The sequence below is a fragment of the Streptomyces sp. V4I23 genome, from assembly GCF_030817975.1.
Lineage (GTDB): Bacteria > Actinomycetota > Actinomycetes > Streptomycetales > Streptomycetaceae > Streptomyces.
Map to the genome: position 1 here is coordinate 3,829,262 of NZ_JAUSZW010000004.1, position 24,998 is coordinate 3,854,259.

Here is a 24,998-nt window from a genome sequence, read left to right on the forward strand (position 1 = left end):
ACGTGTCGTGCGTCAGCCCTCGTCCGGGCCACCGCTCTCCTCGTCGGCCTTCTTCTCTTCCTTGGCCGCCGACGCCGTGCCCGGCTGGGGCTCGGCCACCGCGACCCGCGCGGGGCGGATCGTGCGCTCGCCGATGCGGTACCCCGGCTGGAGCACCGCGACGCACGTCGTCTCCGTGACGTCCGGCGCGTACGAGTGCATCAGGGCCTCGTGCACGGTCGGGTCGAAGGGCTCGCCCTCCTTGCCGAACTGCTGCAGGCCCATCTTGGCCGCGGCGGTCTCCAGGGACTCGGCGACGGACTTGAACCCGCCCACCAGCTCCCCGTGCTCCCTCGCGCGGCCGATGTCGTCGAGCACGGGCAGCAGCTCGGTCAGGAGCGTCGCCGTGGCGATCTCCTTGACCGTGACCCTGTCGCGCTCCACGCGGCGGCGGTAGTTCTGGTACTCGGCCTGGAGGCGCTGGAGGTCGCCCGTGCGCTCACCGAGCGCCGAGCGGGCCTGGTCCAGCTGCGCCGTCAGGCCGGCGATCTTCGCTGCGTCCCCTGCCGGGGCCGCCGAGCCCTCCTTCTCGGAGGACTCGGCGGAGTCGGCGGCGTCCTCAGGGGTGGCGCCGGAGGGGACGTCGGGCTTCTCGTCGAAGCCCGGGGTCTCCTCCGTCACGCGGCACCACCCTTTGCGTCCTTCTCGTCGTCCACGATCTCGGCGTCGACGACGTCGTCGTCGGCCTTGGCCTCACCGGCGGCACCGGCGGCCGCGCCCTCGGGGGCGGCGTTCGCGTACAGCGCCTGGCCGAGCTTCTGGCTGACCGCGGCGACCTTCTCGGTCGCGGTGCGGATCTCGGACGTGTCCTCGCCCTTGAGCTTCTCCTTCAGCTCGGCGACGGCGGTCTCGACCTCGGTCTTCACCTCGGCGGGAACCTTGTCCTCGTTGTCCTTGAGGAACTTCTCCGTCTGGTAGACGAGCTGCTCGCCCTGGTTGCGGGTCTCGGCGGCCTCGCGGCGGCGGTGGTCCTCGTCCGCGTACTGCTCGGCCTCCTGGCGCATGCGGTCGACCTCGTCCTTCGGCAGCGAGGAGCCGCCGGTGACGGTCATCTTCTGCTCCTTGCCCGTGCCCAGGTCCTTCGCGGTCACGTGCATGATGCCGTTGGCGTCGATGTCGAAGGAGACCTCGATCTGCGGGACGCCGCGCGGGGCCGGCGGCAGACCGGTCAGCTCGAACATCCCGAGCTTCTTGTTGTACGCCGCGATCTCGCGCTCGCCCTGGTAGACCTGGATCTGCACCGACGGCTGGTTGTCCTCGGCCGTCGTGAAGATCTCGGACCGCTTGGTCGGGATCGTGGTGTTGCGCTCGATGAGCTTGGTCATGATGCCGCCCTTGGTCTCGATACCGAGGGACAGCGGGGTCACGTCGAGGAGCAGGACGTCCTTGACCTCGCCCTTGAGAACGCCGGCCTGGAGCGAGGCGCCGATCGCGACGACCTCGTCCGGGTTCACACCCTTGTTGGCGTCCTTGCCGCCGGTCAGCTCCTTGACGAGCTCCGCGACGGCGGGCATACGGGTCGAGCCGCCGACCAGGACCACGTGGTCGATCTCGGACAGCTGGATGCCGGCGTCCTTGATGACGTTGTGGAACGGGGTCTTGCAGCGCTCGAGCAGGTCGGCCGTCAGCTGCTGGAACTGGGCGCGGGTGAGCTTCTCGTCCAGGTGCAGCGGGCCCTCGGCGGAGGCCGTGATGTACGGCAGGTTGATCGTCGTCTCGGTCGAGGACGACAGCTCGATCTTCGCCTTCTCCGCAGCCTCGCGCAGACGCTGGAGAGCCATCTTGTCCTTGGACAGGTCGACGCCGTGGCCGTTGTTGAACTGCTTGACCAGGTAGTCGACGACGCGCTGGTCCCAGTCGTCACCACCGAGGTGGTTGTCACCGTTGGTGGCCTTCACCTCGACGACGCCGTCGCCGATCTCCAGCAGCGAGACGTCGAAGGTGCCGCCACCGAGGTCGAAGACGAGGATCGTCTGGTCGTCCTTGTCCAGGCCGTAGGCCAGGGCGGCCGCGGTGGGCTCGTTGACGATGCGCAGGACGTTCAGACCCGCGATCTCGCCGGCCTCCTTGGTCGCCTGGCGCTCCGAGTCGTTGAAGTACGCCGGGACGGTGATCACCGCGTCGGTGACCTTCTCACCCAGGTACGACTCGGCGTCGCGCTTCAGCTTCTGCAGGATGAACGCGCTCATCTGCTGCGGGTTGAAGTTCTTGCCGTCGAGCTCGATCTTCCAGTCCGTGCCCATGTGGCGCTTGACGGACCGGATGGTCCTGTCGACGTTGGTGACCGCCTGACGCTTGGCCACCTCGCCGACCAGCACCTCACCGTTCTTCGCGAAGGCGACGACGGACGGCGTGGTCCTGGCACCCTCGGCGTTGGTGATGACGGTGGGCTCGCCGCCCTCCAGAACGCTGACGACGGAGTTAGTCGTGCCCAGGTCGATGCCGACCGCACGTGCCATTTCAATTCCTCCAGCTGACTTGAGTGGAACTCGCTCAAGGATGCCCCACGTCCCCGGATGAGTCAACAGACCTGAGTCGGTGCGACTCAACTTTTATCCGGCGCTTATATGCAGCCTGGTCTCACGCGCGTGGCGCACCCGTTCGGATCGGGGACCGTCTGCGACAGTCATAGTCGCAAAAAACGGTCAATAACCATCATTCGCGACGGAGGGTGGGCACTCATGCCGGCGAAGCGAGCGGTCGATCTCGCAGGCAGCCTCTTCCTGCTGCTGGCACTGTCCCCGGTCCTGCTGACCGCCGCGGCCGCCGTCGCCGTGTCGTCACCGGGGCCGGTCCTGCACCCCGCACCGCGCACGGGCCTGCATGGCCGTCCCTTCCAGATGTTCACGTTCCGCACGACGCACGCCGGTCACGCCACGGCCGTGGGCAGGCTGCTGCGCCGCCGGTTCCTGGACGGCCTGCCACAACTGATCAACGTCGTGCGCGGGGATATGTCCCTCGTCGGACCGCCCCCGCTCCCCGTCGAGCCGGCCCCGGCGGGCCCGGGGCGAGCCCGCCTCGCCGTACGGCCCGGAATCACCGGCCTGTGGCAGATCAGCGGGCGGTCCGAGCTCCCATGGGAGGAAATGACGGTGCTCGACCTGCATTATGTGGAACAGCATTGGCTTGGACTCGACCTGATGATCCTGGCCAGAACCGTCCCCACCGCGCTCGCCGGGCGCCCTCCGGTCAGGGTTGCCTGAGCGACACAGATCACCGCCCACCCAGCTACAGTGCGGCGGAATAAGTGGGTACGCTCAGCACGGACTGATTAAGTTACCGCTTAGTAGTAGTGCTGGACCATCCACCCTCGCAGGCCCGAGGAGCCCCCAAATGCAACTCGCCGCGATCATTGTGTCGCTGACCCTGACCGTGGTCGGCGTTGCTCTCTTCGCCCGAGCCATCGCGCAGATCTATCGGTTCGTGAAGCTCGGCCAGCCCGTGCCCGCCGGCACTCGCACCAGCAACCCCAAGGCCCGGACGATCACCCTGGTCAAGGAGTTCCTCGGCCACACCCGGATGAACCGGTGGGGCATCGTCGGCTTCGCGCACTGGTTCGTCGCCGTCGGCTTCCTGACGCTGCCGCCCACCCTGGTGCAGGCGATCGGGCAGCTCTTCAAGGCGGACTGGGTGCTCCCGGTCGTCGGCGGCTTCCTGCCCTTCGAGCTCTACATCGAGTTCATCGGCGTCATGACGATCCTCGGCATCGTCGTACTGATGGCGATCCGGCTGCTGAGCCTGCCGTCCCGCGCGGGCCGCAAGTCGCGTTTCGCGGGCTCCAAGGCCTGGCAGGCGTACTTCGTCGAATACGTCATCCTCACCATCGGCCTGGCGATCTACGTGCTGCGCGGCCTCGAGGGCGCGATCCACCACGTCGAGCACTACGAGGCGGCGTACTTCGCCTCGTACCCGCTGGTCCTGGCCTTCAAGGGCCTGAGCGTGCCGACCCTCCAGACGCTGATCTACTTCACCGCGATGGTGAAGATCAGCACCTCCTTCATCTGGGCCACCACGGTGGCGCTCAACACCAACATGGGTGTGGCCTGGCACCGCTTCCTCGGCTTCCCGAACATCTGGTTCAAGCGCAACGCCGACGGCGCCAGCGCCCTGGGTGCGCTCCAGCCGATGACGTCCGGCGGCAAGCCGATCGACTTCGAGGACCCGGGCGAGGACGACGTCTACGGCGTCTCCCAGGTCGAGCAGTTCTCCTGGAAGGGCATCCTCGACTTCTCCACCTGCACCGAGTGCGGCCGCTGCCAGTCGCAGTGCCCCGCCTGGAACACCGGCAAGCCGCTCTCCCCGAAGCTCCTGATCATGTCGCTGCGCGACCACGCGCACGCCAAGGCCCCGTACCTGCTGGCCGGCGGCGGCAAGACCATGGAGGGCGAGGAGAAGGCCTCCGAGGAGCAGCTGAAGGACGTCCCGGCGGCCGCCCTCGCGGAGGCCGAGCGTCCGCTGATCGGCACCGTCGAGGAGAACGGCGTCATCGACCCGGACGTCCTGTGGTCCTGCACCACCTGCGGCGCCTGCGTCGAGCAGTGCCCGGTCGACATCGAGCACATCGACCACATCGTCGACATGCGCCGCTACCAGGTCATGATCGAGTCCGCGTTCCCGTCCGAGGCGGGCACGATGCTCAAGAACCTGGAGAAGAAGGGCAACCCCTGGGGTCTCGCCAAGAAGCAGCGCGTCGAGTGGACCAAGGAGGTCGACTTCGAGGTCCCGATCGTCGGCAAGGACGTCGAGGACCTCACCGAGGTCGACTACCTCTACTGGGTCGGCTGCGCCGGCGCCCTGGAGGACCGGGCCAAGAAGACCACCAAGGCCTTCGCGGAGCTGCTGCACATGGCGGGCGTCAAGTTCGCGATCATGGGCGGCGAGGAGAAGTGCACCGGCGACTCGCCCCGCCGCCTGGGCAACGAGCCGCTGTTCCAGCAGCTCGGCCAGGAGAACGTCGCCATGCTGAACATGGCGTTCGGCGAGGACGACGAGGACGAGTCGACGAAGAAGCCGAAGTCGGCGAAGAAGATCGTCGCGACCTGCCCGCACTGCTTCAACACGATCGCGAACGAGTACCCGCAGCTGGGCGGCGAGTTCGAGGTCATCCACCACACCCAGCTGCTCCAGCACCTCATCGACGAGGGCAAGCTGATCCCGGTCACGCCGGTCGACGGCCTGATCACCTACCACGACCCGTGCTACCTGGGCCGCCACAACAAGGTCTACACGCCCCCGCGCGAGATCATGTCGGCCGTCCCCGGCCTGCGCCAGCAGGAAATGCACCGCCACAAGGAACGCGGCTTCTGCTGCGGTGCCGGCGGCGCGCGGATGTGGATGGAGGAGCGCATCGGCAAGCGCATCAACACCGAGCGCGTCGACGAGGCCCTGTCCCTCAACCCGGACATCGTCTCCACCGCCTGCCCGTTCTGCCTCGTCATGCTCACGGACTCCGTGAACGGCAAGAAGAACGACGGCCAGGCCAAGGAGTCCCTCCAGGTCGTGGACGTCGCGCAGCTGCTGCTCGACTCCGTCAAGACCCCGGCCGACCCGGCGGGAGAGGCCGAGACCGAGAGCACGCCGGAACCGGAGCCGGTGAAGTAACCGTCTTCCTGTAGGAACAGCGAGCGGCCGGACCTGCCTCGGGGGCAGGACCGGCCGCTTCTGTCATGGCCCCCGCCGCCCCCTCCACCGTTCCCTGACCTCCGCGAAGGCGTACGGGGGCGGCCCCCGGGGGTTCCCCTAGGGGATGTCACAGCTCGGCCGCAAAGGCCCCCGGTTCCCGGTCCGCCGTCACCCGGCATGCGCGGACCGGGTACGTTCGATTACGTGGCTGGATTCAGGATCGGACGCGGCCGGGACAACCGCACCCCGCGACAACAGCAGGCGCCCCAGGCGCCGCCGCCCTACACGGGCGGCGGCCGTGCCGCGCCTCCGTACGGGCAGCAGGCCCCGCAGTGGCCCCAGACGAGCGGCGGGCCTCAGCAGTATCAGCAGCAGCGCCGCCAGGGCGGGTACGACGAGCCGGAGTACTTCGGCGACCCGTACCACCAGGCGCCGCCCGCGCCCGACCCGTACGCGGCCAACCACCCGGGCCACACACAGGCGTTCAGCGTCCACGACGATGTGTACGGCGACGGCGCCACCTACCACGCCGGCGCGGCCCCGGCCGCGCCCGCCGGCCCGCGCCTGCACTGGAAGCAGCTGCTGAGCGGCATCGTGATGCGCCCCGGCCCGACCTTCCTGCAGATGCGCGACTATCCGGTGTGGGGCCCCGCGCTCGTCGTCACCTTCCTCTACGGCCTGCTCGCGATCTTCGGCTTCGACGAGCCGCGCGAGGAGGCGATCAACGCGACGATCTCCACCGCGATCCCGTACGTGCTGAGCACGGGCGTCACGTTCGTGATCAGTGGCCTGATCCTCGGCGCCGTGACCCACACGCTGGCCCGCCAGTTCGGCGGCGACGGCTCGTGGCAGCCGACGGTCGGCCTCTCCATGCTGATCATGTCCATCACGGACGCACCGCGCCTGGTCTTCGCCCTCTTCCTGGGCGGCGAGAACTCCCTGGTCCAGGTGCTGGGCTGGCTGACGTGGCTGGCCGCCGGGGCGCTGTTCACCTCGATGGTCAGCAAGTCCCACGACCTGCCGTGGCCGAAGGCCCTGGGCGCGTCGGCGATCCAGCTGATCGCGCTGCTGTCGATCATCAAGCTCGGCACGATCTGATCCGGGCAGAGGAAGGCCCCCGCCGGCGAGCGGCCCGCGGGGGCCTTCTCCGTGTCGCTGCGGAGTCCTGCGCGGTCTCCTACGCGGTTTCCTACGCGTCGAGGACCTGCCCGGACCTGCGCACGACGGGCTTCTCCACGCTCCAGGGGAAGTTGATCCAGTCGTCGGTGCGCTTCCAGACGTACTCGCACTTCACCAGCGAGTGCGACTTCTCATAGATCACGGCGCTGCGGACCTCGGCGACGTGGTCGACGCAGAAGTCGTGGACGAGCTTGAGCGTCTTGCCCGTGTCGGCGACGTCGTCGGCGATCAGGACCTTCTTGTCGGAGAAGTCGATGGCGTTGGGTACCGGCGCCAGCATGACCGGCATCTCCAGCGTCGTCCCCACGCCGGTGTAGAACTCCACGTTGACCAGGTGGATGTTCTTGCAGTCCAGCGCATAGGCGAGACCGCCGGCGACGAAGACGCCGCCGCGCGCGATGGAGAGCACGATGTCGGGCTCGTAGCCGTCGTCGGCGATGGTCTGCGCGAGCTCACGGATCGCGCCGCCGAACCGCTCGTACGTCAGGTTCTCCCGTACGTCACTCATGTTCGTTCCGGCCCTCACACCTGCGTCCGATGGAAATTCATGAAGGACCGGGAGGCCGTCGGCCCCCGCTGGCCCTGGTACCGGGATCCGTACCGCTCGCTTCCGTACGGCTCCTCTGCGGGTGAGCTGAGCCGGAACATGCAGAGCTGTCCGATCTTCATGCCCGGCCAGAGCTTGATCGGCAGCGTGGCGAGGTTCGACAGCTCCAGGGTCACGTGCCCGGAGAACCCGGGGTCGATGAAGCCGGCCGTGGAGTGCGTCACCAGGCCGAGCCGCCCGAGGGAGCTCTTCCCCTCCAGCCTCGACGCGAGGTCGTCCGGCAGCGAGATGACCTCGTAGGTCGAGGCGAGTACGAACTCGCCCGGGTGCAGGATGAACGCCTCGTCGCCCTCCGGCTCGACGAGCCGCGTCAGATCGGCCTGCTCGACGGCGGGGTCGATGTGGGGGTAACGGTGATTCTCGAACACCCGGAAGTAGCGGTCCAGCCGCACGTCGATGCTCGAGGGCTGCACCATGGATTCGTCGTACGGATCGATGCGCACGCGCCCGGCGTCGATCTCGGCCCGGATGTCCTTGTCTGAGAGAAGCACGCCCCGAGGATACGCAGAGCGCGCGGGCGGCCCCCAATCGGACACCGGCCCGCGCGCCCGGCCGCCGCCTCGGCTACCGCTTGTTCTGCTCCACGACCGGCACGGCATGCCGCAGCCGCGCACACCGCGGACACCGGATCAGCCGCCCCGGCCCGAGCCGGTCGGGACCGAGCTGCTGCATCGGAAACGAAGCGGTGGTGAACACGTGCCCCTCGGCACAGCGGACGACGGTGCGCTCCATCAGGTCCATCGGGCCCCTTCCCCAACGAATGCGGACGAAGGCCCACATTAGGGGATGATCCGGACGCCACCCCAGGCGGCACTCCGCGCCCCGAGGTTACGCCTCAACTCCCGCGCCCGGCACCCACATCCGCCCTCTCGGAAACACGAACGCCCCGCGGCGTCATACACCGGAGGGCGGGCGATGGGGTAGAGTATGCGACGATGCGGCACCGATCACCGGTGCGCTACGCGGGTGTAGTTTAATGGTAGAACATGAGCTTCCCAAGCTCAGAGCGCGGGTTCGATTCCCGTCACCCGCTCCATGAGAAAGCCCCAGGCCAGCGGCCCGGGGCTTCTTTGTTGTCTGGACCGGATCAGGCTTCGCGTGCCCGTTCCGTGCCCGATGCCTGATCATCGGGCACGCTGTCGGCCTTCTCACGCTCGGCGCGGACACGGGCATCGATCCCATCGGCCACCTCACGCTGACGCTCAAGGTTCGAGTGCTGATAGATCAGCGCGGCCCGCTCGGAGGACTGCCCGGCTCGGACCATCGTGTCCTTGAGCGTGGCACCCGACTGCGTCGAAAGCGTGTGACCGGTGTGACGAAGGTCGTAGAAGCGGAAGTTCTCCGGCAGTCCGACCGCCGCGCGAGCCCTCCGCCACTTCCGCCCGAACGTGGAGCGCCGGAACGGCTTGCCCCGCTCCCCCACGAACAGCAGTCCGTCCGGCTGCTTCTCCGCGTACCAGGCGAGATGCCGCTTGAGGTCCTTCTCCAGAAAGGCCGGCAGGACGAGGAACCGCTTGCCCGCATCGGACTTGGTGTCGCCCGGAGCCCGCCGACCGGTGGTGAGTTCAGGCTCGGCGGTCCGCACCCAGATGCCGACGTTCTCCAGGTCGACGTCCCGGCGGCGCATCGCGGCCTGCTCCTCCGGGCGGGCAGGACCGTAGGCAGCGATGTAGACCATCAGCCGCCAGCGAGGCCCGAGGGCGTCGGCGAGCGCGTCGACCTGGGCGACGGTGGCGGTCGGTCGTTCCTCGGCTGTCTCCTTGCCCGCGCCCCTGATGCGGCAGGGGTTGCGGCGGATCAACTCGTCATCGGCGGCGGTCTCCATGATGGCCTTCAGTAGCCGATACGCCTTGGCGACCGTGGTTTCCGCCCCGGTGGTGTCGAGGCGTTCGGAGCGCCAGGAGCGGACACGGGGCGGGGTGATCTCGTCCAGGTCCAGGTCCTCGAAGGCGGGCAGGATGTGCAGTCGGAGCAGCCGCCGGTACAGCTCGTCCGTGGTGGGCGAGAGGCGACGCTCTTTGACCCATTGCAGGGCCTAGTCCTTGAAGTTGACCGCACCGGCGTCAGGATCCACCCAGTCTCCGCGCCGGATCTCTGTCTGCTGCTCCGCCAGCCAGTCATCAGCGTCCCGGGCGGTCGCGAAGGTGTGCGGAGCCGGGCGGTCGACGCCGTCGGGGCCGAGGTACCGAGCCTGATAGCGGCCGGACGGCAGCTTTCGGATGCGGCCGAAGCGCCGCTTGTTCTTCTGCTTCTTCGCCATCAAGCAGCCCTCCCGTATCGCGCACCGCGTCGGCGGATGGGCTGGACGGTGTTGCCGTCGATGTAGGCGTCCAGCGCGCTTTCCGCGATCCGCACATGGCGGCCGACCTTGACGAAGGCGATCCGCCGTTCGGCGATGAGCCGCCGGGGGAAACGGGCGGTGGTGCCGAGGCGCTCGCGAAGAAGTCCCGGCGGTTTGCGAAGAGTTGAGCGTGCGTCAGTCGGCGGCGGAGATGCGGTACTCGAAAACGAACTGGTCAGCGGCCATGAGGGTGTCGCAGACCTCCACGACCCGACCGGCTTCGGTGACCGCGTTGCGGAGCAGGTGCACAACGGGCGCGCCGGGGCTCAGCGCCAGTTCGGATGCCTCAGCCTTGGCGGCCGGGCGGGCTGTCAGCGTCTCGATAAACTCGGCGAAGGTGTGGCCGTCGTCCTCCAGGCGGGCGTAGATGCCGCCGGGGCCGGGGTTCTCGGCGAACAGTTCGGGGATGTCCTTGACCACGTCCCACGGCAGGTACGAGGTAGCCGTCTCGACGGGGACGCCGTTGCGGAAGTAGAGCCGCCGCCGGGCGAGGACCTGAGTGCCGGCAGAAGCGCCGAGCCGGTCGGCGATCTCCTCGGGAGCTTCCATCGGGCCGATATAGAGGACGCTCACCTTGGCCGTGGCGCCGGACTGGGCCGACTCGGCGAGATACGCGGCCTTGCCGCCGCGGCGGTGCGAGGCGCGGAACCGGCCCGAGGAGCGCAGCCGCACGGGCGGCCGGTCCTTCACGATCGAGCCCTTGCCGTGGCGGGTGTCCACGAGCCCACTGGCCCGGACCTCCACCATGGCCTTACGGATGGTGCCGCCGGACACGCCGTAGCGCTCCACCAGCTCGGATTCACTCGGCACCAGATCACCAGGCTTGAGGACGCCTGCCCGGATCTGCTGAATGATCTCGTCGGCGATCTGAACGTACCGAGGTACGGCCCTCCCACCTCCTACGGCTGTTCCCATAGTCCTTCTCACTCTCCTATGCTCCTGTACATGAGTAACAGCGCCCGAGAGACCCAGTCAACGCCACTGCACTCCGTGTCCGTGGCGGGAGCAGTGGTACGCGAGGACGGGCGACTGCTGGCGATCCGCCGAGCCGACAACGGAACGTGGGAGCTCCCAGGCGGCGTACTCGAACTCACCGAGGCCCCCGAAGACGGTGTAGCCCGCGAAGTCTGGGAAGAGACCGGCATCCGCGTCGAGGTCGACGAACTCACCGGGGTCTACAAGAACACGACGCGCGGCATCGTCGCCCTGGTGTTCCGCTGCAAGCCGTCAGGCGGCACTGAGCGAACCTCCGCCGAGTCGACGGCAGTTGACTGGCTCACGCCCGAGGAAGTCTCCGAACGGATGGGCGAGGTCTACGCGGTGCGTCTGCTCGACGCGTTGGACGGACAAGGCCCACATGTCCGCAGCCACGACGGCCGCCGACTGATCACGGCACGGTGAGTGGTGCAGCGCACGACGCGGATGACTCGCGAAGAGGCGATACCCCTTGTCGAATGCCTGATGAACGGAGGCACAGACGACGAGGCGAAAGACGCCGCGATGCTGGAAGCCCTGGAGCGCGGACTCGTGTGCCCACACATCGGCGACTACATCTTCTGGGACTTCGACCAGGAGCTGAGCGCTGAGAAGATCGTAGATCGCGCCTTGGCATACAAGCCGATCGCCCTCTGAGGGAACTGTCGGATCCCAGGTGATGCTTGACGTTCTGGTCCCAGGTGATGCTTGACGGTGGGCCTGGACAACATCGGAAACCTTGTGAGGGAACGGCGCGGTAAGAGTTTCTCTACTTCATCAAGGCGCCGCGCAAGCGCGGCGCGCGCCGCTGCCCCCGGCTCGGGGGCAGCCCCTGTCTTCGCCGGGCTGCCCCCGGCCGGGCGGCGGCGCACCGAGCGCGGACACCAAACCGTCAGAGAAAGGCCGGCGGGGGCTGGGGCGGTCGGTGTAGCGGCTTTACGCAGCCACCATGGGGCGAGCCTCCAAGATCATGGCCCCGATCGGGCAATTGCGGGCAGGCGAGGAGCCAGCCCGATTCGCGGCCAGCGTAAGGGGCCATGATCTCTCGCCCCACGGCAGCTCCCGCCCAAAGCCGCTACACCGACCGCGCGCTACCGTGCACCTCATGGGCGATTACCACGATGGCGAGCTGAAACCCGTCAGTGCTGGAGAGGTCGAACGCCTTCGGCGGCTCGCAACCAGGGTGAAAGCTGAACTCACCCGAGCGGGCCTCGTCTTCCACGAAAGCGACGAAGATCAAACTCAGGGTGGCGTCGAGGCTGAGCTGGACGAATTCGACGATGCGGCTGGGGGCCTCTGGCTCCACTGGCGCCTCCACCCTTCGTTCCGACAAGGAGTCCGCGAGGCCATCCAAGAGGGGCGCACTGACAGTCCGCTGGTGCGGACTTCCGGCCTGTTGTACGAGCACATGGCCGACGTGATCCTCGGCACGCTCAAGGCACTCGGCTACGAGGCGGAGCACAGCGATGACGAGTACCGGGTGTACGCGGTGAGGGTCCTGGCTGGCCCGAGCTGATCCGTTCAGCGTGCCCCATGCGTGCCCGATCGAGCGGGGAACCACGGGTAAAGACGGGACACGACGGCGCGTAGCCCAGCAAGACACAGCTCAACAGAGCGCCAGGTCAGCCAGCATCCGCATACGAGATCTTCCAAACTGGTGCCATGCCGCATGTGCAGCAGCCGGCTACGGCAGGGCGGCAAACCGAAGAACTGGCCCGCAAGGGAATCGTGTCCGAAGCCTGGTCTAGGTTTTGCCTGTGAACCACAGCCGTTCCAACGCCGGGGCGCCCCGCGAGCCTGACTTGCCGCCGTACCAGGTAGTCCTGGCAGAGACTGATTGGGGTTCGCTCCAGACGGCTTTCGGGAACGGTGAGGACCTTCCCAAGGTCCTGACACGGCTGTTGGAGCCCGATCCCAAGGCCCAGGTCACCGCTTTGTCGGAGCTAGGTGAGATGGTCAACCACCAGAGCACCATCTACGAGGCCACTGCCCCCGTCGCCATGTGTGTCGCCGGCATCCTCACCCACCCGGCGGCTGCGACCCCCCGGCCCTATCGCGACGTCCCCATTCGCGCGGCGCTGTTGAACTGGTTGGTTTCCACGGCCTACGACGCCTCCGACGAGATTGCTGGCCGCATTGAGCAGTGGTTCCCTGGCTTCCTCACCCACGACACCACCATGGCGTCCTTCCGGGAGCTGCGCCCGATGCTTTATCGGGCCGTCTCGCCCTTCCTGCAGGACAGCCACGAGGACGTGCGCGAAGCCGCCGTCATTGCTGCGCTCATCCTCGCCGAACACCCAGCGCTCGCCGAACACCGCGATCACCTCGCCACGCACGCGCGCCGCATCCTGGACACCAGCGGCGACGACCCGAACCGACGCGTTGCCCGGAAGGCCCTCGAAGCATGGAGCCACGACGTCCCCGACCCTGAACCTCTCCGGGAGGAGTGCTGGGACTGGGGGCCACACAGCGATGGCCGTGGCGATCTCGAACCTCCCTTCTGACCGATACGCGCACGGCCCGCGGGCTGAACACTGCAGCGGGTGAGAGACACCAACCAAAGGACGCGCGGCCGGCCAAGTCGCTGCGGGACGAAGAGTGTCCGTGCCACATCCGTGCCAGAACGCGTGGCGAACCACGGTCAACTCCGGGCATCGCACGCCCCTCTTACACGGGCAACAGCGGACTATCTATCCAGGTCACGACTACATGTGGGCGCCAACGAGCGGTGATTCCCAAGCGGATGGTCTACCGCCAGCTTCTCAGCGGTCGGCTTCCCTTCGCCGCATTCCGGACCGATCATGGGGTCATGGTGTCAAGCATCGTCGTTCAGTACACCGATCTCCTGCGGACCAGCGACTACGACCTGTGGAGCCGGTTGCGGGAGCTTCTGAGGGCCCAGGGACTTGATCCGGACCGAACGATCGTCGTCGACCTCTTGCAGGAGGGCCCCGATCACGAGGACGGCCAGGTGATTTCCGAGGAAGGCAGGGTCTACAGGTTCACTCTCTCCTATGACCAAGCAGCAGAGCACGGCGCGCGCAGCGCCCGCCTCGACCGCTGGACCGACATAACCGATTCTTGGCGGCGCGGATCGCTGGCTACCCGAACAGCCGACGCTTTCGCTTGGATGTCATCGCCCGAAAGCCTCACCTGAGTTACTTCGAACCAAACAGCCGCCGTGCCACAGCCGTCCCAGATGCAGGGGTCAGCAGCGGTCAACAAGGGGGACTGTCGGGTGCGTCCGTGCCCGCCAGATCGGTCCACGAAGCAGCAGGTCACCGACCCATTGCCCCAGCCTCTCTCCGAATGCTCAGCATCGTGCCCGACCCGTGCCCGACAGGTCGGTAAACCACGGTCAATAGCGGGTGCCAGGAAGAGTCCAAGGCTTCACCCTGGCACCCCTTGCCGCTGGTCAAGGCGCCAACGACGCCTAAAGGCACGGTGATTCCCAAGCGCAGAGCGCGGGTTCGATTCCCGTCACCCGCTCCAAAGATGAAGGCCCAGGCCAGGGAACATGATCCCCGACCCGGGCCTTCGTGTTGTCTAGACCCTTCTAGGCTCCGCGCACCACTTCTAGGCGTACTCCTTGAAGTTGACCGCGCCGGCATCCGGGTCCCGCCAGTCCCCGCGGGTGAGATCAGCCTCGGCCTACGAGAGCCAGACCTTGGCATCGGACTTGGTGTCGAAGGTGTCTGGCGCCCGACGCCTCTCACCGGCCGGGTCGAGGTACGACGCCGTCCAGCGGCCGGAGCGGTACTGCCTCACCGCTCCGAACCGCCGGCAGTTCTTGCCCTTCTTCGATCCCTTCTTTGCCACTAGGCAGCCCTCCTCACGCGGCGGCGGGGGCGGATCGGTTCAACGGTGTTGGCCTCGATGAAGGCAGAGAGGACGCTCTCGGGGATGCGAACATGACGCCGACCTTCACGAACCTGATGCGGCGCTCGGGCGATGAGGCGCCGCGGGAAACGCTCGGTCGTGCCGAGCAGTTCAGCTACCTCGGACACCGACAGGTACTTCTCGCGCAAGACGGTCTCCTCGCTGTGCAGGATTCGAGTCGGACAGCCCGGACAGCTCCATTTCTGACTGTCCGGGCTGTTCTCCCAGGTGTGGCTCCCGGACACCCGGACAGCTCGGACACCTCTTGTGCGGCCTGTGTCCGGGTGTCGGTGTCCGGGTAGTAGCGGCCGCCCCCGTCCGGGCGAGCTGGCCGTCCGTGGCCATGCGGGAGCAGGTGCGGCGGATCGTGTCGATGTCGACGTGCGGCAGGGCGCTGGCCATGTCCTTGGGCTTGGACCCGGGGTTGGCGCGGACGTGCCGAAGGATCGCGGCGGGGGTTTCGCCGACGGTGTGGTCGGGGACCGGTCCGTCCAGCAGGTGCCAGGCGCCGGAGGCGTCCTGGAACTGGAGGGCGTACTCGGCCTCGTTCACGTCGCGACCGGTGACGTGCAGGATGCCGTCGGCCTGGCCGCGGGCTCGCTTGAGAACGAGCGTGGCGTCGGCGGCTCCGGCGATGCCGTTGGTGCCGGAGACCTCGGTGAGGAAGTCCTCGGAGGCCATCTTGCGGACGTGGTGCACGAGGACGTCGGCGATGCCGTAGTGGTCCGCGAGTCGCTTGGCGAAGCCGACGGCGTGATAGTCCGCGTCGTAGGCGGACACGCCCTGCGGGGCCTGGCCGCGCATCTTGGCGAACACGTCGATGACGACCATGCGGGCGTCCGGGTTGCGGTCCAGCCACCCTGCGATGGCCTCCGCTCCGCCCGGGGGGAAGGGCGGGCACTCGGTCACGAGCGTGAGCCCGGCCGGCGCTTTGTGTCCCCCGAGAAGCTTGCCCATGCGGGCCTGAAGGCGGCGCGGGGTGTCCTCCAGGGCAACGTAGAGCACGGGACGTCGGGATGTTGCCCAGCTTCTTGATGTCGACGTGCACCAGTTCGCCGGGCCGGTCGCGTTCGTAGCGGCGTATGACCCGGCCGGTTGCCCGGTCCAGGTGTGTGAGCCGGGCCAGGCGGTAGCGGGTCAGCACCAGGTGCACGGTCGAGGGCACCAGGTGCAGCAGGTGCGCGATGCGGGCCGGTCGCCACCGGCGCAGGAGGCGGACCTTGATGATCCGGCGTTCGGTGCGGGTCGGTGTCCGGCACGGGCTCAGGTGAGGCCGGGAGGAGCGGTCGGTCATCCAGGCCTCGCCGAGGGCCCGGTAGCGGCCGGCCCCATCGCTGGGCCGTGGTGGGCGAGACCTGGAAGCGTTCGGCGGCCCTTCGCAGGGGCCAGCCGTCCTCGACCACGCAGCGGGCCAGCCGCAGACAGCCAGTCTCGGTCAGGGGTGCATTACGGTGGGGCACGAGGGCCTTTCGGTTGGTGTAGACGTCGCAATCCACACCGAACCGGAAGGCCCTCACCTGTTCAAGATCTCCCAGCCGAGACCTGACTTCCCCGTCCACAACCTCCCGGGACAGAACATCTAGAGCGCGGCTTCGATTCCCGTCGTCCGCTCTTGACAGAAGGCCCAGGTCAGCGACCTGGGCCTTCTTCGTTGCCCTCCGGATGGGTGGAGATCATCCTTACGCCGTTCGGTTCGGTGCAGCTCCAGGGACTGGAGTTCGCGGATCGTCGATGTCGACTGCAATCTCGAACCCTGAGGTCGAGCTAAAGGTAGCGACGTTTCCCGACAGCTGAATCCGATCAAATGGATTGGATTCCATGAAGAACATCGCCCAGATCAGCGCACGCTCAACAGTCAAACGTGCGATGAACCCCTCCGATCCGTACGAACCCTCGCCGCCCCAAAGCAGCCCCTTCTCTCCCAGGTCCACAGCGGCAAGCCCATCGACCGAAGACACCCAGGACGGGTCGCATTCCAGCATCTCATCGAGGTCGAAGGGGGCGAGCACCATGAAACCACTCGGCGCGGCGGGGTCGGGGGCGACATCATAGGAGTGTCCGTCGGCGTAGTGGAGTGCATCCTTGATGGGAAGCTCAAAGTCTTCCCACAGGCGTTCGATCGTGGTCATTTCTTCTTACACTTCCCGTTGCGCACGTGCTGCGGCCTCTCCTGGAGTCCAGTCGGGGGAACTGGCTCGCTTAGTTCATTTCTGTTCCGCGCGGAATTCATGCGCCTTCTGAATTGCTCCGCCCAGGTCCGCCCAGTCGTCGAATCAGGGTGAACCGCGTTCGGGTCGACGCGCTCGATGATGACCGGTCTCCCCACTTCGCGCGCCGCATCAAGCCTTCGGTTGTCGTACGACACCAGCTGGCCGTCCACTTCCATGACCTTCAACGCCGTACCGGGACGTCGCCAGTCCCACTCCCCGGAGCGCATCTTCTCCACGTAGTCGTTCGGGGACACGGTGCGTTGGGAGAAGTTGAGGTCTTCCGGATTGGCCCACTCCGGCTCCCCGGCAAGCCCCAGGTGGTCGGCCCAGCTATGGGGGTTACGAACATACGCCGCTGCGTTGGGCGCCGGAACCAACCCGAGCGGGTCCGGTGTGGTGTAGCGGGCGGTTTCTGGGTCGTAGTGCCGGAAGTAGTTGTAGTGGAGGCCGGTTTCCTCGTCCGCGTACTGGCCGGGGAAGCGGAGCGGGCAGTCCACCTCGCCCTCTGAAGCGGGAAGGGGAGTGCCCCAGAGGGTGGTGCGGGATTGCCAGGCGAGAGTGCCGTCGGAAGTGACCAGTTCGATGGGCGTACCGACCAGGTCCGTGACGATCGCGAGGAAGCGGGCGTCGTACTCGGACTGGGGGGTGGTGTCGGCGAGGCCAAGGATCGAGTGGCCGGCCTCGGGTTCGAACTCGATCGTCCGGCGGGTGGATTGGGATATCGGGCGGTGGGTGCCAGGCGCGTAGTCCCATGTCGTCGCCGTGCCGTCCGAGGCGAACTGCTCCGCCAGGCAGGTGCCGTCCCAGGTGAAGGTGAGGGCGGTTCCGTCCGGACCTGTTTTGGAGATGCGGCGGCCCAGGGGGTCGTAGGCGTAGGTCCATTCCCCGCCGTCCAGGGTGGTGGCCCTGGTGAGGCGATTCTCCGCGTTCCACGTGTAGGTCCAGGTGCAGGTCTGGCCGTTGAGGAGCTTGCGGGTTTTGCGGATCAGCCGGCCGGCGGCGTCGTGTTCGTAGGTGGTGCGGCCCGCCCGGCGGATGACGGCGCCCTCGTAGCTCCGGTCTCCGGGCGTGGGGTGGTGCGGTGCGTCGGCGTGGGTCTGGTTGCCTGTCCTGTCGTACGCGTACCTCTCGCTCCAGCCGTGTGCCTGGACGCCCGTCACACGACCCATGGGATCCAGTGTGAAACGTCGTGTTCCGGTGGTCAGTTCGCGTATCTCGGTGAGGTAGCCGTCAGGGCGGTACGCGTAGGTGCGCTGTTGGAGGATTCGGTCCGCTTCGGTCTCGTTGCGGGTGGCGAGGGTCTGGGTGGTGAGGCGGTTGCCCTTGTCCCAGGTCTGCGTGAGGGTGGTGTCGTCGCCGATGCGGCGTTCTGTCTCGCGGCCCGCAGCGTCGTAGGCGAAGGCAATGGTTGCGTCGCCTCGACTCAGTCCGGTGGGGCGGCCCGCCGCGTCGTATGTCCACTCCGAGCGCATGCCGGAGGGGGTGGTGCGCGAGGTGCGGCGGCCCATGGCGTCGTACGTGTAGGCGCTGATGCGGCCGTTGACTGTTTCCGAGATGACGCGACCGACCGCGTCGTGTTCCCGGGTCAGTTCCGCGTCCGCGTTCGCCGCGTGGAGCAGGGCACCGCTCGCGTCGTATGCGTAGGTCGTGACGTCACCGGTGGACTCGTCGTGCTGGGTGATCACGCGCCCGGCCGCGTCGAGTGTGAAGCGCAGCGTTTGGCCCAGCGCGTTCGTCTGGGCTGTGAGGCGGCCCGCCGGGTCGCGTTCGTACGTGCGCGTAGCGCCGTTGAAGTCGGTTTCCGCGACCAGGTGGCCTGCCGCATCGTATGTGTAATGCCACTGCTTGCCGTGGGGGTTGATGACCTCGGTCAGGCGCAGCTCGGTGTCGTAGGCGAAGGCATAGTGCGCGCCGTCGGGGTCGGTCCTCGTGGCGGGCTGGTCGAAGTAGGTGTACGTGTAGGTGGTGGTGTGCCCGGCCTCGTCGGTGTGGAGGACGAGATTACCTTCGGTATCCCACTGCCACACCTCGCGGCCGCCGTCCGGCCCCTCGCGCCAGGCCGGCATGCCCTCGATCGTCCAGCCGTGACGCGTGGTCCGGCCCAGGGCATCGGTGACGGCGGTGACCTGGCCGTGCGGGCCACGGCGCATGCGGAGGGTGCGGCCCAGAGGGTCCGTTGTCTCGACCGGAAGACCCGCCGCGTCCGTGACGATACGGGTGGTGCGACCCAGAGGGTCCGTGACGGAGGTGAGGTGGCCCGAGCTGTTGTAGCCGTAGTGCGTGACGGCGCCGCCGGGGTCGGTGGTCGACGTGTGGGCCCCACGGTCGTCATAGGTGTGGAGCCACACCGCGCCGCCCGGTTCGCGCGTCTCCAACGGCAGGCCGCGCTGATCGTAGACGGTCTCCGCCACCGTACCGTCGGGCCGCTCGACAGCGATCAACCGACCCTGGTCGTCGTAGCGGTAGCGCGTGGTGCGGCCCAGGGGGTCGGTGACGGCGATGGGATGCCGGTTGCTCTCGTCCCATTCCGTGCGCGTGGTGTTTCCCAGCGGGTCCGTGTACGCGGTGATCTTGTACGCCTCGTTGCAGACGTACACGGTGGCCCGACCTCGTCGCCAGAGCCCCGATCTCTCGCCCCATGGCAGCTCCCGCCCAAAGCCGCTCTACCGACCGCGTGGTCAGGTGACACGCTCGGCGAACGCTGGATCTTGTGATGTGCTGTGCACGTGAGCGCCAGCCTTTCGACGATCGTGGCCGTCCTTGGCACCTTGCTGGGTGCTGTGGTGACCCACCTTTTTCAGCGCAACTCTGCCGAACAGGCAAGAATCTTCACGGCGAGCCAGCAACTCCGCTCGGAACGTCTCTCGGTGTACAGCGACTTCGCTGGTGCCGTAACAGAGTTTCGGCGCGGCCAGTACGATCGCTGGCACAGGAAGAATGAGGACCCTCAAAGCCCGGCCTATGTCGATGCCCGCACCGAGTCCTACCGGCTCCGTGGCGTCTCCCAGCACGCACTGTTCCGCGTCCAACTCATAGCGAGCAGCGCACAGGTGACGGACGCTGCGCGGGCTGCATATGAGAGGGCGTCCGCAGTCCACCGAGCGGCTGACTCTCAGCACTTGAACGCCAACGGTGAGGAAGCGCGCGCCCTCTTGGAACAGTTCATCGTCTTGGCCTCCGCAGACGTCCGGTAACGCCTGACTTCAGGTCGTGCTGTACAGCAGCGGAGTACAGCAACCACGCCGACCGCAGCAGGCCTTCAGGGCAGCTGAGAAGCTGGCCGGGCAGCCTGGCAGACCTCAGCGACCACCCTGCCGATAGTTCGCCTCGAGAGGGTCAGTCCGTGCCACAGGCCTGCCAGATGGAGCGGGCACTCAGGGGGACCGCGGTTGCCGGCGGAGCTGAGGTGTAGTTGGCACGGGAGCTGGCGTTACGCAGGTCAGCGCCCAACCCGCCCCACCCCGCTCCTAAAGCGGTGACTCCCTGACAGCCAGCGGCAGCGGCCAGCTAGCGCAGGCCACGAGTGCGCTGCCGTCCTCGGTGAGGAAGAGCAGGGTGAACCGTGTCCGATTGCCAGGATCGATCAGTGCTGTGCGCACAGGTCGGTCATATTCGCGGATGAGCTGCACTGCTCGCTCCAGGCCAAGAGGTTCGAGTCCGCGCATCCGCATGCGCTGAAGTCGGCGACTGAAGACTCCGGCATGCGCACCAGTGGGTTGTACCCGCTCCTCCACCGAGTAGGGGGCGCCGCTGCGGAGGGCGGCCAGAGCTATCAGGGACGCCTCGTCATCACCGATCAACAGCGATTCCAGCACATGCCGTTCCATGGTCACCCCGTTTGGATCGTGCGGTACAGCAGCCAGGTACCGCAACCCTAGTAACCGCCCCCGCACGGTAGCGTCCCTCCGGGCCCGCCCAGCGGCCGGTATGACCCCCGCTGACCGATCCCGCTAGAACTACGGATCAGAAGGTGTCCGTGCCCGATGCGTGCCCGACAGGTCGGTAAGCCACGGTCAACCGCGGGGGCCAGGGAGAGCCCAAGGCTTCACCCCGGCACCCGTTGCCGCTGGTCAGGTCGCCAACAAGGCCCAGAAGCACGGTGATTCCCAAGCTCAGAGCGCGGGTTCGATTCCCGTCACCCGCTCCACGCAAAAGCCCCAGGCCAGCGGCCCGGGGCTTCTTTGTTGTCTGGACCGCGCTGAGCGCCTTGCACCAGATCCGCACCAGAAGGCTTCCCCTTGCCCCTCTGGCGGGCGGCCCGCACCAGCTGATCCAGCCCGCTCGCAACTTCCTGCTGCCGGTCCAGGTCGGAGTGCTGATAGATCAACGCGGCCTTCTCCGAGGACTGCCCGGCGCGGACCATCGTGTCCTTGAGCGGGCCCCCAGGACCGGGTCGCGAGGGTGTGCCCGGTGTGACGAAGATCGTAGAAGCGGAAGCAGTCCGGCATGCAGACGAGTCTGCGGGCCTTGCGCCACTTCCGTCCGAAGGAGGTGCGCCGGAACGGGGCGCCCCTTCTCCCCACGAACAGAAGTCCGTCCGGTCCGTTCTCGGAGCCGCTACACCGACCTACGGGGGTCAAGTGCGTCCCATGGTGCAGGACTGACTGATCAGTCCCACCAGGTGCCGCCGGCCTGCCAGCGTTGGACCCACTCCAGGAAGCCAGCTGCATCAGGCCCGGGGTAGGGGTGGGCGCCGACATCGGCTACAAGCCAGATCTTCCCACGCTGCGGCCCCGTGACGACCAACAGCCAGTACATCGGCCCGTCTTCTGCCCCAAGGATGATCGAGCCGTGGTTGTAGACGGCATTGGAGCGTTCTTCGATGTCCCCCTCTGCGTCCTCCTCGTACTCCCAGGCCCACGCTGCCTCCAGCGGGAACGGCGCGGTCACATTTCGGTCGCCGAGGTCGGGCCAGCTGGGAGGGAGCCAGTCGAGGGGGAGAAGACCGCCGTCTTCGGCTGGGCCGAGCGCGGAGCCGTTGGCGATCTCTGCGACGAAGCTGCGGTAGGGCTCAGGCAGTACGACGCCGTTGGCTGTCTCCCACGCCGCAACCCCGTCCCATCCCAGCGGGGCCTCTCTCCACTCGGATGGGAAGGCGGCTCGGAGGGTGTCGAGGGCTTCGCGTCCCGGGCGAGGTTCTTCATCGGCTGCATCCATGGCACTACAGGTATCAGCCACTCCGGACAGACCCTTCACCTGGGCCACTCATCCGCCGCCGTTCCTTGCAGGCGTGCCCATCCGTGCCCGATCGGTCGCAGAGAGCGGGGAGCCAAGGGGGCGTGGACGCTCCCCCGCAGGCCAGCGGTCTCCCAGCTCAGCGGGCGTCCGCATTCGTGGTCTTCCAAACCAGTGCCGTAACTCCAGCACTTGCATCGAGGGCGGGCCTACCTCGGGATGTATGGTCACGCGCGTGAAGAGAGCTCGCTGGGTGTCGGATGGAGGCTCTTGGCTCGCCATCTGGACAGGCACGTCGTTGATGTTCTGGCTGGCAGGGAAGGTGGCCGGCGAACCAGCGGGCTGGATGACCTGCGCGGCCTTCGCCTTGTTCTCCCTGGCGTCCGGCATGCTCTCCCAACGGTGGCATCGATACCGTCGATCAAGGAAGCAGGCGCGGGCCGTTTCAGCGCCGTCCGACTCATAGCCAAGCCGGTCAGCTCGGGCCGTCTCCGGGCCGTGCGAGGGCGCACAGCGGCGACCAACGCTGACAACCCTGGACGACTCGACCGCAGGTCACGACGTTGGCCGCCAATCAGGGTCCAGGTCACGAAGCCGGCAGATCGTTTCTTCGGCTACCGATCTGGTCCCTACGCCCGGACGCTTCGCAGCGAAGCAGCCCATCCGCACAGGCCGTTGGCTACGCGGTCCGGCTCCGAGGTCGCGCTCCCGTCAGCAGCGTTGGCCGGGCCAGTGCCGGATCCGTCCAGCGGTCCTCGCCGGTGAGTCCGAGCAGCCCTATCCGGTGCTGCAGATCCGCCGATGCGCCCGACTCGCGGAGCCGCACCGCAGCATGGTCAAGGAGCCAGGCGACCAGTTCGGCGCGCATCTCCTCCTCGTCGTGCTCGTACCAGCCGACGCTCCACGGCAGGCTGTCTGCCAGGAGCTCGGACTCCCATTCCGCCGCCGCCTCGGCGAGATGTCGGTCGCTGAGGTACCCGGTCTGCTTCTCCCATTCTGCGAGCCAGGGGCCGACAGTTCCTGACGCCTCGGCACACATCACGAAGACCTGGTGCGCGGGGACGATCGCATCCGGGTCGGTGAGGCTCTGCGCCCACCACGCATGCAGAAACTCGCGTACCGGACCGGCGTGATCGTCAGGCCACTGCTGCCAGCGGCCGCGGGCGAAGGAGTAGCCGGCCTCTTCCAGTCCGAACAGAGGTTCCGCGCGGCCGGCGACCAGCACCGCGGCGAACTGAGGCAGGATGCGGCGCAGCACGGCCGCGTGATCGGTCCAGTCGACGGCCTGCCAGGTCCGGCGCAGGAGATCCGGTTCCAGCTCCACATCCGGCGTCTTCAGAAGGGAGAGCTCCTCCGGGCTGCCCCAGTGGCATTCGCAGTTGTGCTCGTCCGGGTGTGCGGTCATGCCGTGGAAGGTGACGGCGAGGTTGTCCAGGGCGGCGCTGAGGCGGCGACGTGCGGGACGGTCGGCGAGATGCATGATGTGCCCGGCCTTCGAGGACTCCGTACGGCTTCCGCCGGCCGAAGGTCGCCACTTTACCAGGTGAGGCGGGGGCCGGCGCTGGCCGCCTGGGGTTGCCCGGCCGGGACTACTACGTGAAGAAGCGAGGCGAAGGCTGCCAGCACATCCAAGCCGTGAAACGCCCTTGCCCGCGAATGCTCAACGCCCTGTGGGCCCTTATACATCAGAACAGTGCCGCAGTCGTTTCCTATGCGCCGGACAAGCGAATATGCCATCCGGTTGGGGGCGGTCGACACCCGGCCGGTTGCAGCGCTGACCGCCCGACTGATTACTGAGGTGGTCAGCATGAACGGGTTGCCCGTCCAGTCACGCCGCTGCGCGGCGTGAGGAAAAGGCAGTGAGGGCGGGAGCGCGCGACACTCCTGGAGAGAACATGCAGGACCTTACGATCTGCCGCGAGCTCGGTGAACGCCACGGCGAGGGCCGGCCGCTCAACAGTCTCGGCACCGCTCTGCAACAGGTGCAGCGGTTCGACGGGGCAATAGCGGCCCACCAGCAGGACCTCGCCATCTGCCGTGAGATCGGCGAACGTCACGGCGAAGCTCTTGCGCTGGACAACCTCGGTGCTGCCCTGCAGCAGGTGGGGCGGTTCGACGAAGCCATCGAAGCCCACCAGCAGGCCGCCGACCGTTTCACCGAGCTCGGTGACATCCACGGCGAGGGCCGGGCGCTGAACAACCTCGGTGCCGCCCTGCAGCAGGTGCGGCGGTTCGACGAAGCCATCAACGCCCACCAGCAGGCCGCCGACCGTTTCACCGAGCTCGATGACATTTACCGCGAAGGTCAGGCGCTGAACAACCTCGGTGCCGCCCTGCAGCAGGTGCGGCGGTTCGACGGGGCAATCATGGCCCACCAGCAGGCCGCGAACCATTTCACCAAGCTCGGTGACCGCGACGGCGAAGGCCAGGCGCTCAACAACCTCGGTGCCGCCCTGCAGCAGATGCGGCGGTTCGAGGAAGCCATCGAAGCCCACCAGTTCGCCGCCGAACGTTTCAGCGAACTCGGTGACCTCCACCGTGAAGGTCAGGCGCTCAACAACCTCGGTGCCGCCCTGCAGCAGATGCGGCGGTTCGACGAAGCCATCGAAGCCCACCAACAGGCCGCCGACCGTTTCACCGAGCTCGGTGACATCCACGGCGAGGGTCAGGCGCTGAACAACCTCGGTGCCGCCCTGCAGCAGGTACGGCGGTTCGCCGAAGCCAGCGACGCCCACCAGCAGGCCGCCAGCCGCTTCAGCGAGCTCGGCGATGGCCGGAGCCGGGTCATGAAACACCGGGAGTCGCGCGGCATGTGGCGAGTGCTCACGGGCAGAGGTCGAAAGGACCGGCCACGGCGGCCTGCTGCAGATGCCCCCAAGCCTGCGGAACTCGCTCCGACGCCGTACGTCCCTGCGCTCCCTCCCGCAGCCAAGGTGCCGTCAGCGTGCGAAACCGTCGCCGACTGAACAGC

Annotated in this window: 22 protein-coding genes, 1 tRNA gene and 7 pseudogenes; 11 read left to right on the forward strand and 19 right to left on the reverse strand. The window is 67.4% G+C overall.

Annotation, left to right across the window (positions count from 1 at the left end):
* Positions 1–12: 12 nt before the first annotated feature.
* Together grpE and dnaK are read right to left on the reverse strand one after the other, a co-directional pair.
* Complete coding sequence (grpE, locus tag QFZ82_RS19580; protein ID WP_307714404.1) at positions 13–660, reverse strand: nucleotide exchange factor GrpE; 648 nt, start codon at positions 658–660, stop codon at positions 13–15.
* Complete coding sequence (gene dnaK / locus QFZ82_RS19585; protein WP_307714405.1) at positions 657–2,498, reverse strand: molecular chaperone DnaK; 1,842 nt, start codon at positions 2,496–2,498, stop codon at positions 657–659. Before dnaK ends, grpE begins: the two co-directional genes overlap by 4 nt.
* Before the next feature lie 222 nt (positions 2,499–2,720).
* Between dnaK and QFZ82_RS19590 the strand changes: the two genes are divergently transcribed.
* From QFZ82_RS19590 to QFZ82_RS19600, 3 genes are all read left to right on the forward strand, one after another.
* The gene (locus tag QFZ82_RS19590) at positions 2,721–3,242 is read left to right on the forward strand and encodes a sugar transferase (protein WP_307714406.1); all 522 of its coding nucleotides are present in this window, start codon (positions 2,721–2,723) and stop codon (positions 3,240–3,242) included.
* A gap of 130 nt (positions 3,243–3,372) precedes the next feature.
* The gene (locus QFZ82_RS19595) at positions 3,373–5,640 is read left to right on the forward strand and encodes a (Fe-S)-binding protein (RefSeq protein WP_307714407.1); all 2,268 of its coding nucleotides are present in this window, start codon (positions 3,373–3,375) and stop codon (positions 5,638–5,640) included.
* 225 nt (positions 5,641–5,865) lie between these two features.
* The gene (locus QFZ82_RS19600) at positions 5,866–6,759 is read left to right on the forward strand and encodes a Yip1 family protein (protein WP_307714408.1); all 894 of its coding nucleotides are present in this window, start codon (positions 5,866–5,868) and stop codon (positions 6,757–6,759) included.
* 91 nt (positions 6,760–6,850) lie between these two features.
* Here QFZ82_RS19600 and QFZ82_RS19605 read toward each other — a convergent pair whose 3' ends face one another.
* The 3 genes from QFZ82_RS19605 to QFZ82_RS19615 all read right to left on the reverse strand — a co-directional run bounded on the left by QFZ82_RS19605 (position 6,851) and on the right by QFZ82_RS19615 (position 8,188).
* Positions 6,851–7,348 (reverse strand): phosphoribosyltransferase, encoded by a 498-nt coding sequence (locus QFZ82_RS19605; protein WP_177149458.1) that lies wholly within the window; start codon positions 7,346–7,348, stop codon positions 6,851–6,853.
* Positions 7,349–7,362: 14 nt separating this feature from the next.
* Positions 7,363–7,938 (reverse strand): dCTP deaminase, encoded by a 576-nt coding sequence (dcd, locus tag QFZ82_RS19610; RefSeq protein WP_307714409.1) that lies wholly within the window; start codon positions 7,936–7,938, stop codon positions 7,363–7,365.
* Positions 7,939–8,011: 73 nt separating this feature from the next.
* Entirely contained in the window at positions 8,012–8,188 is a 177-nt protein-coding gene (locus tag QFZ82_RS19615; RefSeq protein ID WP_177149456.1) for a hypothetical protein, read from the reverse strand.
* A gap of 221 nt (positions 8,189–8,409) precedes the next feature.
* Between QFZ82_RS19615 and QFZ82_RS19620 the strand changes: the two genes are divergently transcribed.
* Positions 8,410–8,483, forward strand: a tRNA-Gly gene (locus QFZ82_RS19620).
* Positions 8,484–8,534: 51 nt separating this feature from the next.
* On the opposite strand, the pseudogene xerC reads toward QFZ82_RS19620, so the two are convergent.
* The 3 genes and pseudogenes from xerC to QFZ82_RS19635 form a co-directional block, all read right to left on the reverse strand.
* Positions 8,535–9,707, reverse strand: a pseudogene (xerC, locus tag QFZ82_RS19625) (tyrosine recombinase XerC).
* Positions 9,707–9,883 (reverse strand): annotated as a pseudogene (locus QFZ82_RS19630) (excisionase family DNA-binding protein); the annotation flags it as partial. The pseudogenes QFZ82_RS19630 and xerC, both read right to left, overlap by 1 nt.
* Positions 9,884–9,923: 40 nt before the next feature.
* The gene (locus QFZ82_RS19635; RefSeq protein WP_307714410.1) at positions 9,924–10,703 is read right to left on the reverse strand and encodes a GntR family transcriptional regulator; all 780 of its coding nucleotides are present in this window, start codon (positions 10,701–10,703) and stop codon (positions 9,924–9,926) included.
* A gap of 18 nt (positions 10,704–10,721) precedes the next feature.
* On the opposite strand from QFZ82_RS19635, the gene QFZ82_RS19640 reads away from it, so the two are divergent.
* Positions 10,722–11,189 (forward strand): NUDIX hydrolase, encoded by a 468-nt coding sequence (locus QFZ82_RS19640; RefSeq protein WP_307714411.1) that lies wholly within the window; start codon positions 10,722–10,724, stop codon positions 11,187–11,189.
* Positions 11,190–11,420 carry an e9imm peptide gene (locus QFZ82_RS19645; RefSeq protein ID WP_307714412.1) on the forward strand — a complete coding sequence of 77 codons (231 nt, stop codon included), beginning with the start codon at positions 11,190–11,192 and terminating at the stop codon, positions 11,418–11,420. It begins immediately after the preceding gene.
* A gap of 418 nt (positions 11,421–11,838) precedes the next feature.
* Here the strand turns inward: QFZ82_RS19645 and QFZ82_RS19650 are convergent, their stop codons facing one another.
* Complete coding sequence (locus QFZ82_RS19650; RefSeq protein ID WP_307714413.1) at positions 11,839–12,069, reverse strand: hypothetical protein; 231 nt, start codon at positions 12,067–12,069, stop codon at positions 11,839–11,841.
* Positions 12,070–12,141: 72 nt separating this feature from the next.
* Between QFZ82_RS19650 and QFZ82_RS19655 the strand changes: the two genes are divergently transcribed.
* From QFZ82_RS19655 to QFZ82_RS19665, 3 genes are all read left to right on the forward strand, one after another.
* Positions 12,142–12,279 carry a hypothetical protein gene (locus QFZ82_RS19655; protein ID WP_307714414.1) on the forward strand — a complete coding sequence of 46 codons (138 nt, stop codon included), beginning with the start codon at positions 12,142–12,144 and terminating at the stop codon, positions 12,277–12,279.
* Positions 12,280–12,520: 241 nt separating this feature from the next.
* Entirely contained in the window at positions 12,521–13,267 is a 747-nt protein-coding gene (locus tag QFZ82_RS19660) for a hypothetical protein (protein WP_307714415.1), read from the forward strand.
* 224 nt (positions 13,268–13,491) lie between these two features.
* On the forward strand, positions 13,492–13,920 hold the full coding sequence (locus tag QFZ82_RS19665) for a hypothetical protein (RefSeq protein WP_307714416.1): 429 nt from the start codon (positions 13,492–13,494) through the stop codon (positions 13,918–13,920).
* Positions 13,921–14,342: 422 nt separating this feature from the next.
* Here QFZ82_RS19665 and QFZ82_RS19670 read toward each other — a convergent pair.
* The 6 genes and pseudogenes from QFZ82_RS19670 to QFZ82_RS19695 form a co-directional block, all read right to left on the reverse strand.
* A pseudogene (locus QFZ82_RS19670) lies at positions 14,343–14,582 on the reverse strand (site-specific integrase); the annotation flags it as partial.
* Positions 14,582–14,791: pseudogene (locus QFZ82_RS19675) on the reverse strand (excisionase family DNA-binding protein). The pseudogenes QFZ82_RS19670 and QFZ82_RS19675, both read right to left, overlap by 1 nt.
* Entirely contained in the window at positions 14,754–15,647 is an 894-nt protein-coding gene (locus QFZ82_RS19680) for an AAA family ATPase (RefSeq protein WP_307714418.1), read from the reverse strand. The pseudogene QFZ82_RS19675 and the gene QFZ82_RS19680 overlap by 38 nt, the downstream one beginning before the upstream one ends.
* Positions 15,628–16,102 (reverse strand): annotated as a pseudogene (locus QFZ82_RS19685) (leucine zipper domain-containing protein); the annotation flags it as partial. The pseudogene QFZ82_RS19685 and the gene QFZ82_RS19680, both read right to left, overlap by 20 nt.
* Positions 16,103–16,321: 219 nt before the next feature.
* Positions 16,322–16,771, reverse strand: coding sequence for a hypothetical protein (locus QFZ82_RS19690; RefSeq protein ID WP_307714419.1), 450 nt, complete (start codon positions 16,769–16,771; stop codon positions 16,322–16,324).
* Positions 16,768–19,464 (reverse strand): annotated as a pseudogene (locus tag QFZ82_RS19695) (RHS repeat-associated core domain-containing protein); the annotation flags it as partial. The gene QFZ82_RS19690 and the pseudogene QFZ82_RS19695, both read right to left, overlap by 4 nt.
* A gap of 114 nt (positions 19,465–19,578) precedes the next feature.
* On the opposite strand from QFZ82_RS19695, the gene QFZ82_RS19700 reads away from it, so the two are divergent.
* A complete protein-coding gene (locus QFZ82_RS19700) occupies positions 19,579–20,046 on the forward strand; it encodes a hypothetical protein (protein WP_307714420.1) in 468 nt (155 codons plus the stop codon).
* A gap of 273 nt (positions 20,047–20,319) precedes the next feature.
* Here the strand turns inward: QFZ82_RS19700 and QFZ82_RS19705 are convergent, their stop codons facing one another.
* From QFZ82_RS19705 to QFZ82_RS19720, 4 genes and pseudogenes are all read right to left on the reverse strand, one after another.
* Positions 20,320–20,679 carry a hypothetical protein gene (locus tag QFZ82_RS19705; RefSeq protein WP_307717772.1) on the reverse strand — a complete coding sequence of 120 codons (360 nt, stop codon included), beginning with the start codon at positions 20,677–20,679 and terminating at the stop codon, positions 20,320–20,322.
* 308 nt (positions 20,680–20,987) lie between these two features.
* A pseudogene (locus tag QFZ82_RS19710) lies at positions 20,988–21,405 on the reverse strand (hypothetical protein); the annotation flags it as partial.
* Positions 21,406–21,460: 55 nt separating this feature from the next.
* The gene (locus QFZ82_RS19715) at positions 21,461–22,009 is read right to left on the reverse strand and encodes an SMI1/KNR4 family protein (protein ID WP_307714421.1); all 549 of its coding nucleotides are present in this window, start codon (positions 22,007–22,009) and stop codon (positions 21,461–21,463) included.
* A 697-nt stretch (positions 22,010–22,706) separates the two neighbouring features.
* On the reverse strand, positions 22,707–23,507 hold the full coding sequence (locus QFZ82_RS19720) for a hypothetical protein (protein WP_307714422.1): 801 nt from the start codon (positions 23,505–23,507) through the stop codon (positions 22,707–22,709).
* 415 nt (positions 23,508–23,922) lie between these two features.
* Between QFZ82_RS19720 and QFZ82_RS39795 the strand changes: the two genes are divergently transcribed.
* Positions 23,923–24,993 (forward strand): tetratricopeptide repeat protein, encoded by a 1,071-nt coding sequence (locus tag QFZ82_RS39795; RefSeq protein WP_373429304.1) that lies wholly within the window; start codon positions 23,923–23,925, stop codon positions 24,991–24,993.
* Positions 24,994–24,998 lie beyond the last annotated feature (5 nt).

Coding starts and splice junctions, on each gene's coding strand:
- QFZ82_RS19615 (WP_177149456.1), bottom strand. CDS start 8,188: ATGGACCTGATGGAGCGCACCGTCGTCCGCTGTGCCGAGGGGCACGTG.
- QFZ82_RS39795 (WP_373429304.1), top strand. CDS start 23,923: ATGCAGGACCTTACGATCTGCCGCGAGCTCGGTGAACGCCACGGCGAG.
- QFZ82_RS19605 (WP_177149458.1), bottom strand. CDS start 7,348: ATGAGTGACGTACGGGAGAACCTGACGTACGAGCGGTTCGGCGGCGCG.
- QFZ82_RS19635 (WP_307714410.1), bottom strand. CDS start 10,703: ATGGGAACAGCCGTAGGAGGTGGGAGGGCCGTACCTCGGTACGTTCAG.
- QFZ82_RS19705 (WP_307717772.1), bottom strand. CDS start 20,679: ATGGAACGGCATGTGCTGGAATCGCTGTTGATCGGTGATGACGAGGCG.
- QFZ82_RS19720 (WP_307714422.1), bottom strand. CDS start 23,507: ATGCATCTCGCCGACCGTCCCGCACGTCGCCGCCTCAGCGCCGCCCTG.
- QFZ82_RS19640 (WP_307714411.1), top strand. CDS start 10,722: ATGCTCCTGTACATGAGTAACAGCGCCCGAGAGACCCAGTCAACGCCA.
- QFZ82_RS19590 (WP_307714406.1), top strand. CDS start 2,721: ATGCCGGCGAAGCGAGCGGTCGATCTCGCAGGCAGCCTCTTCCTGCTG.
- QFZ82_RS19595 (WP_307714407.1), top strand. CDS start 3,373: ATGCAACTCGCCGCGATCATTGTGTCGCTGACCCTGACCGTGGTCGGC.
- QFZ82_RS19715 (WP_307714421.1), bottom strand. CDS start 22,009: ATGGATGCAGCCGATGAAGAACCTCGCCCGGGACGCGAAGCCCTCGAC.
- QFZ82_RS19690 (WP_307714419.1), bottom strand. CDS start 16,771: ATGACCACGATCGAACGCCTGTGGGAAGACTTTGAGCTTCCCATCAAG.
- dnaK (WP_307714405.1), bottom strand. CDS start 2,498: ATGGCACGTGCGGTCGGCATCGACCTGGGCACGACTAACTCCGTCGTC.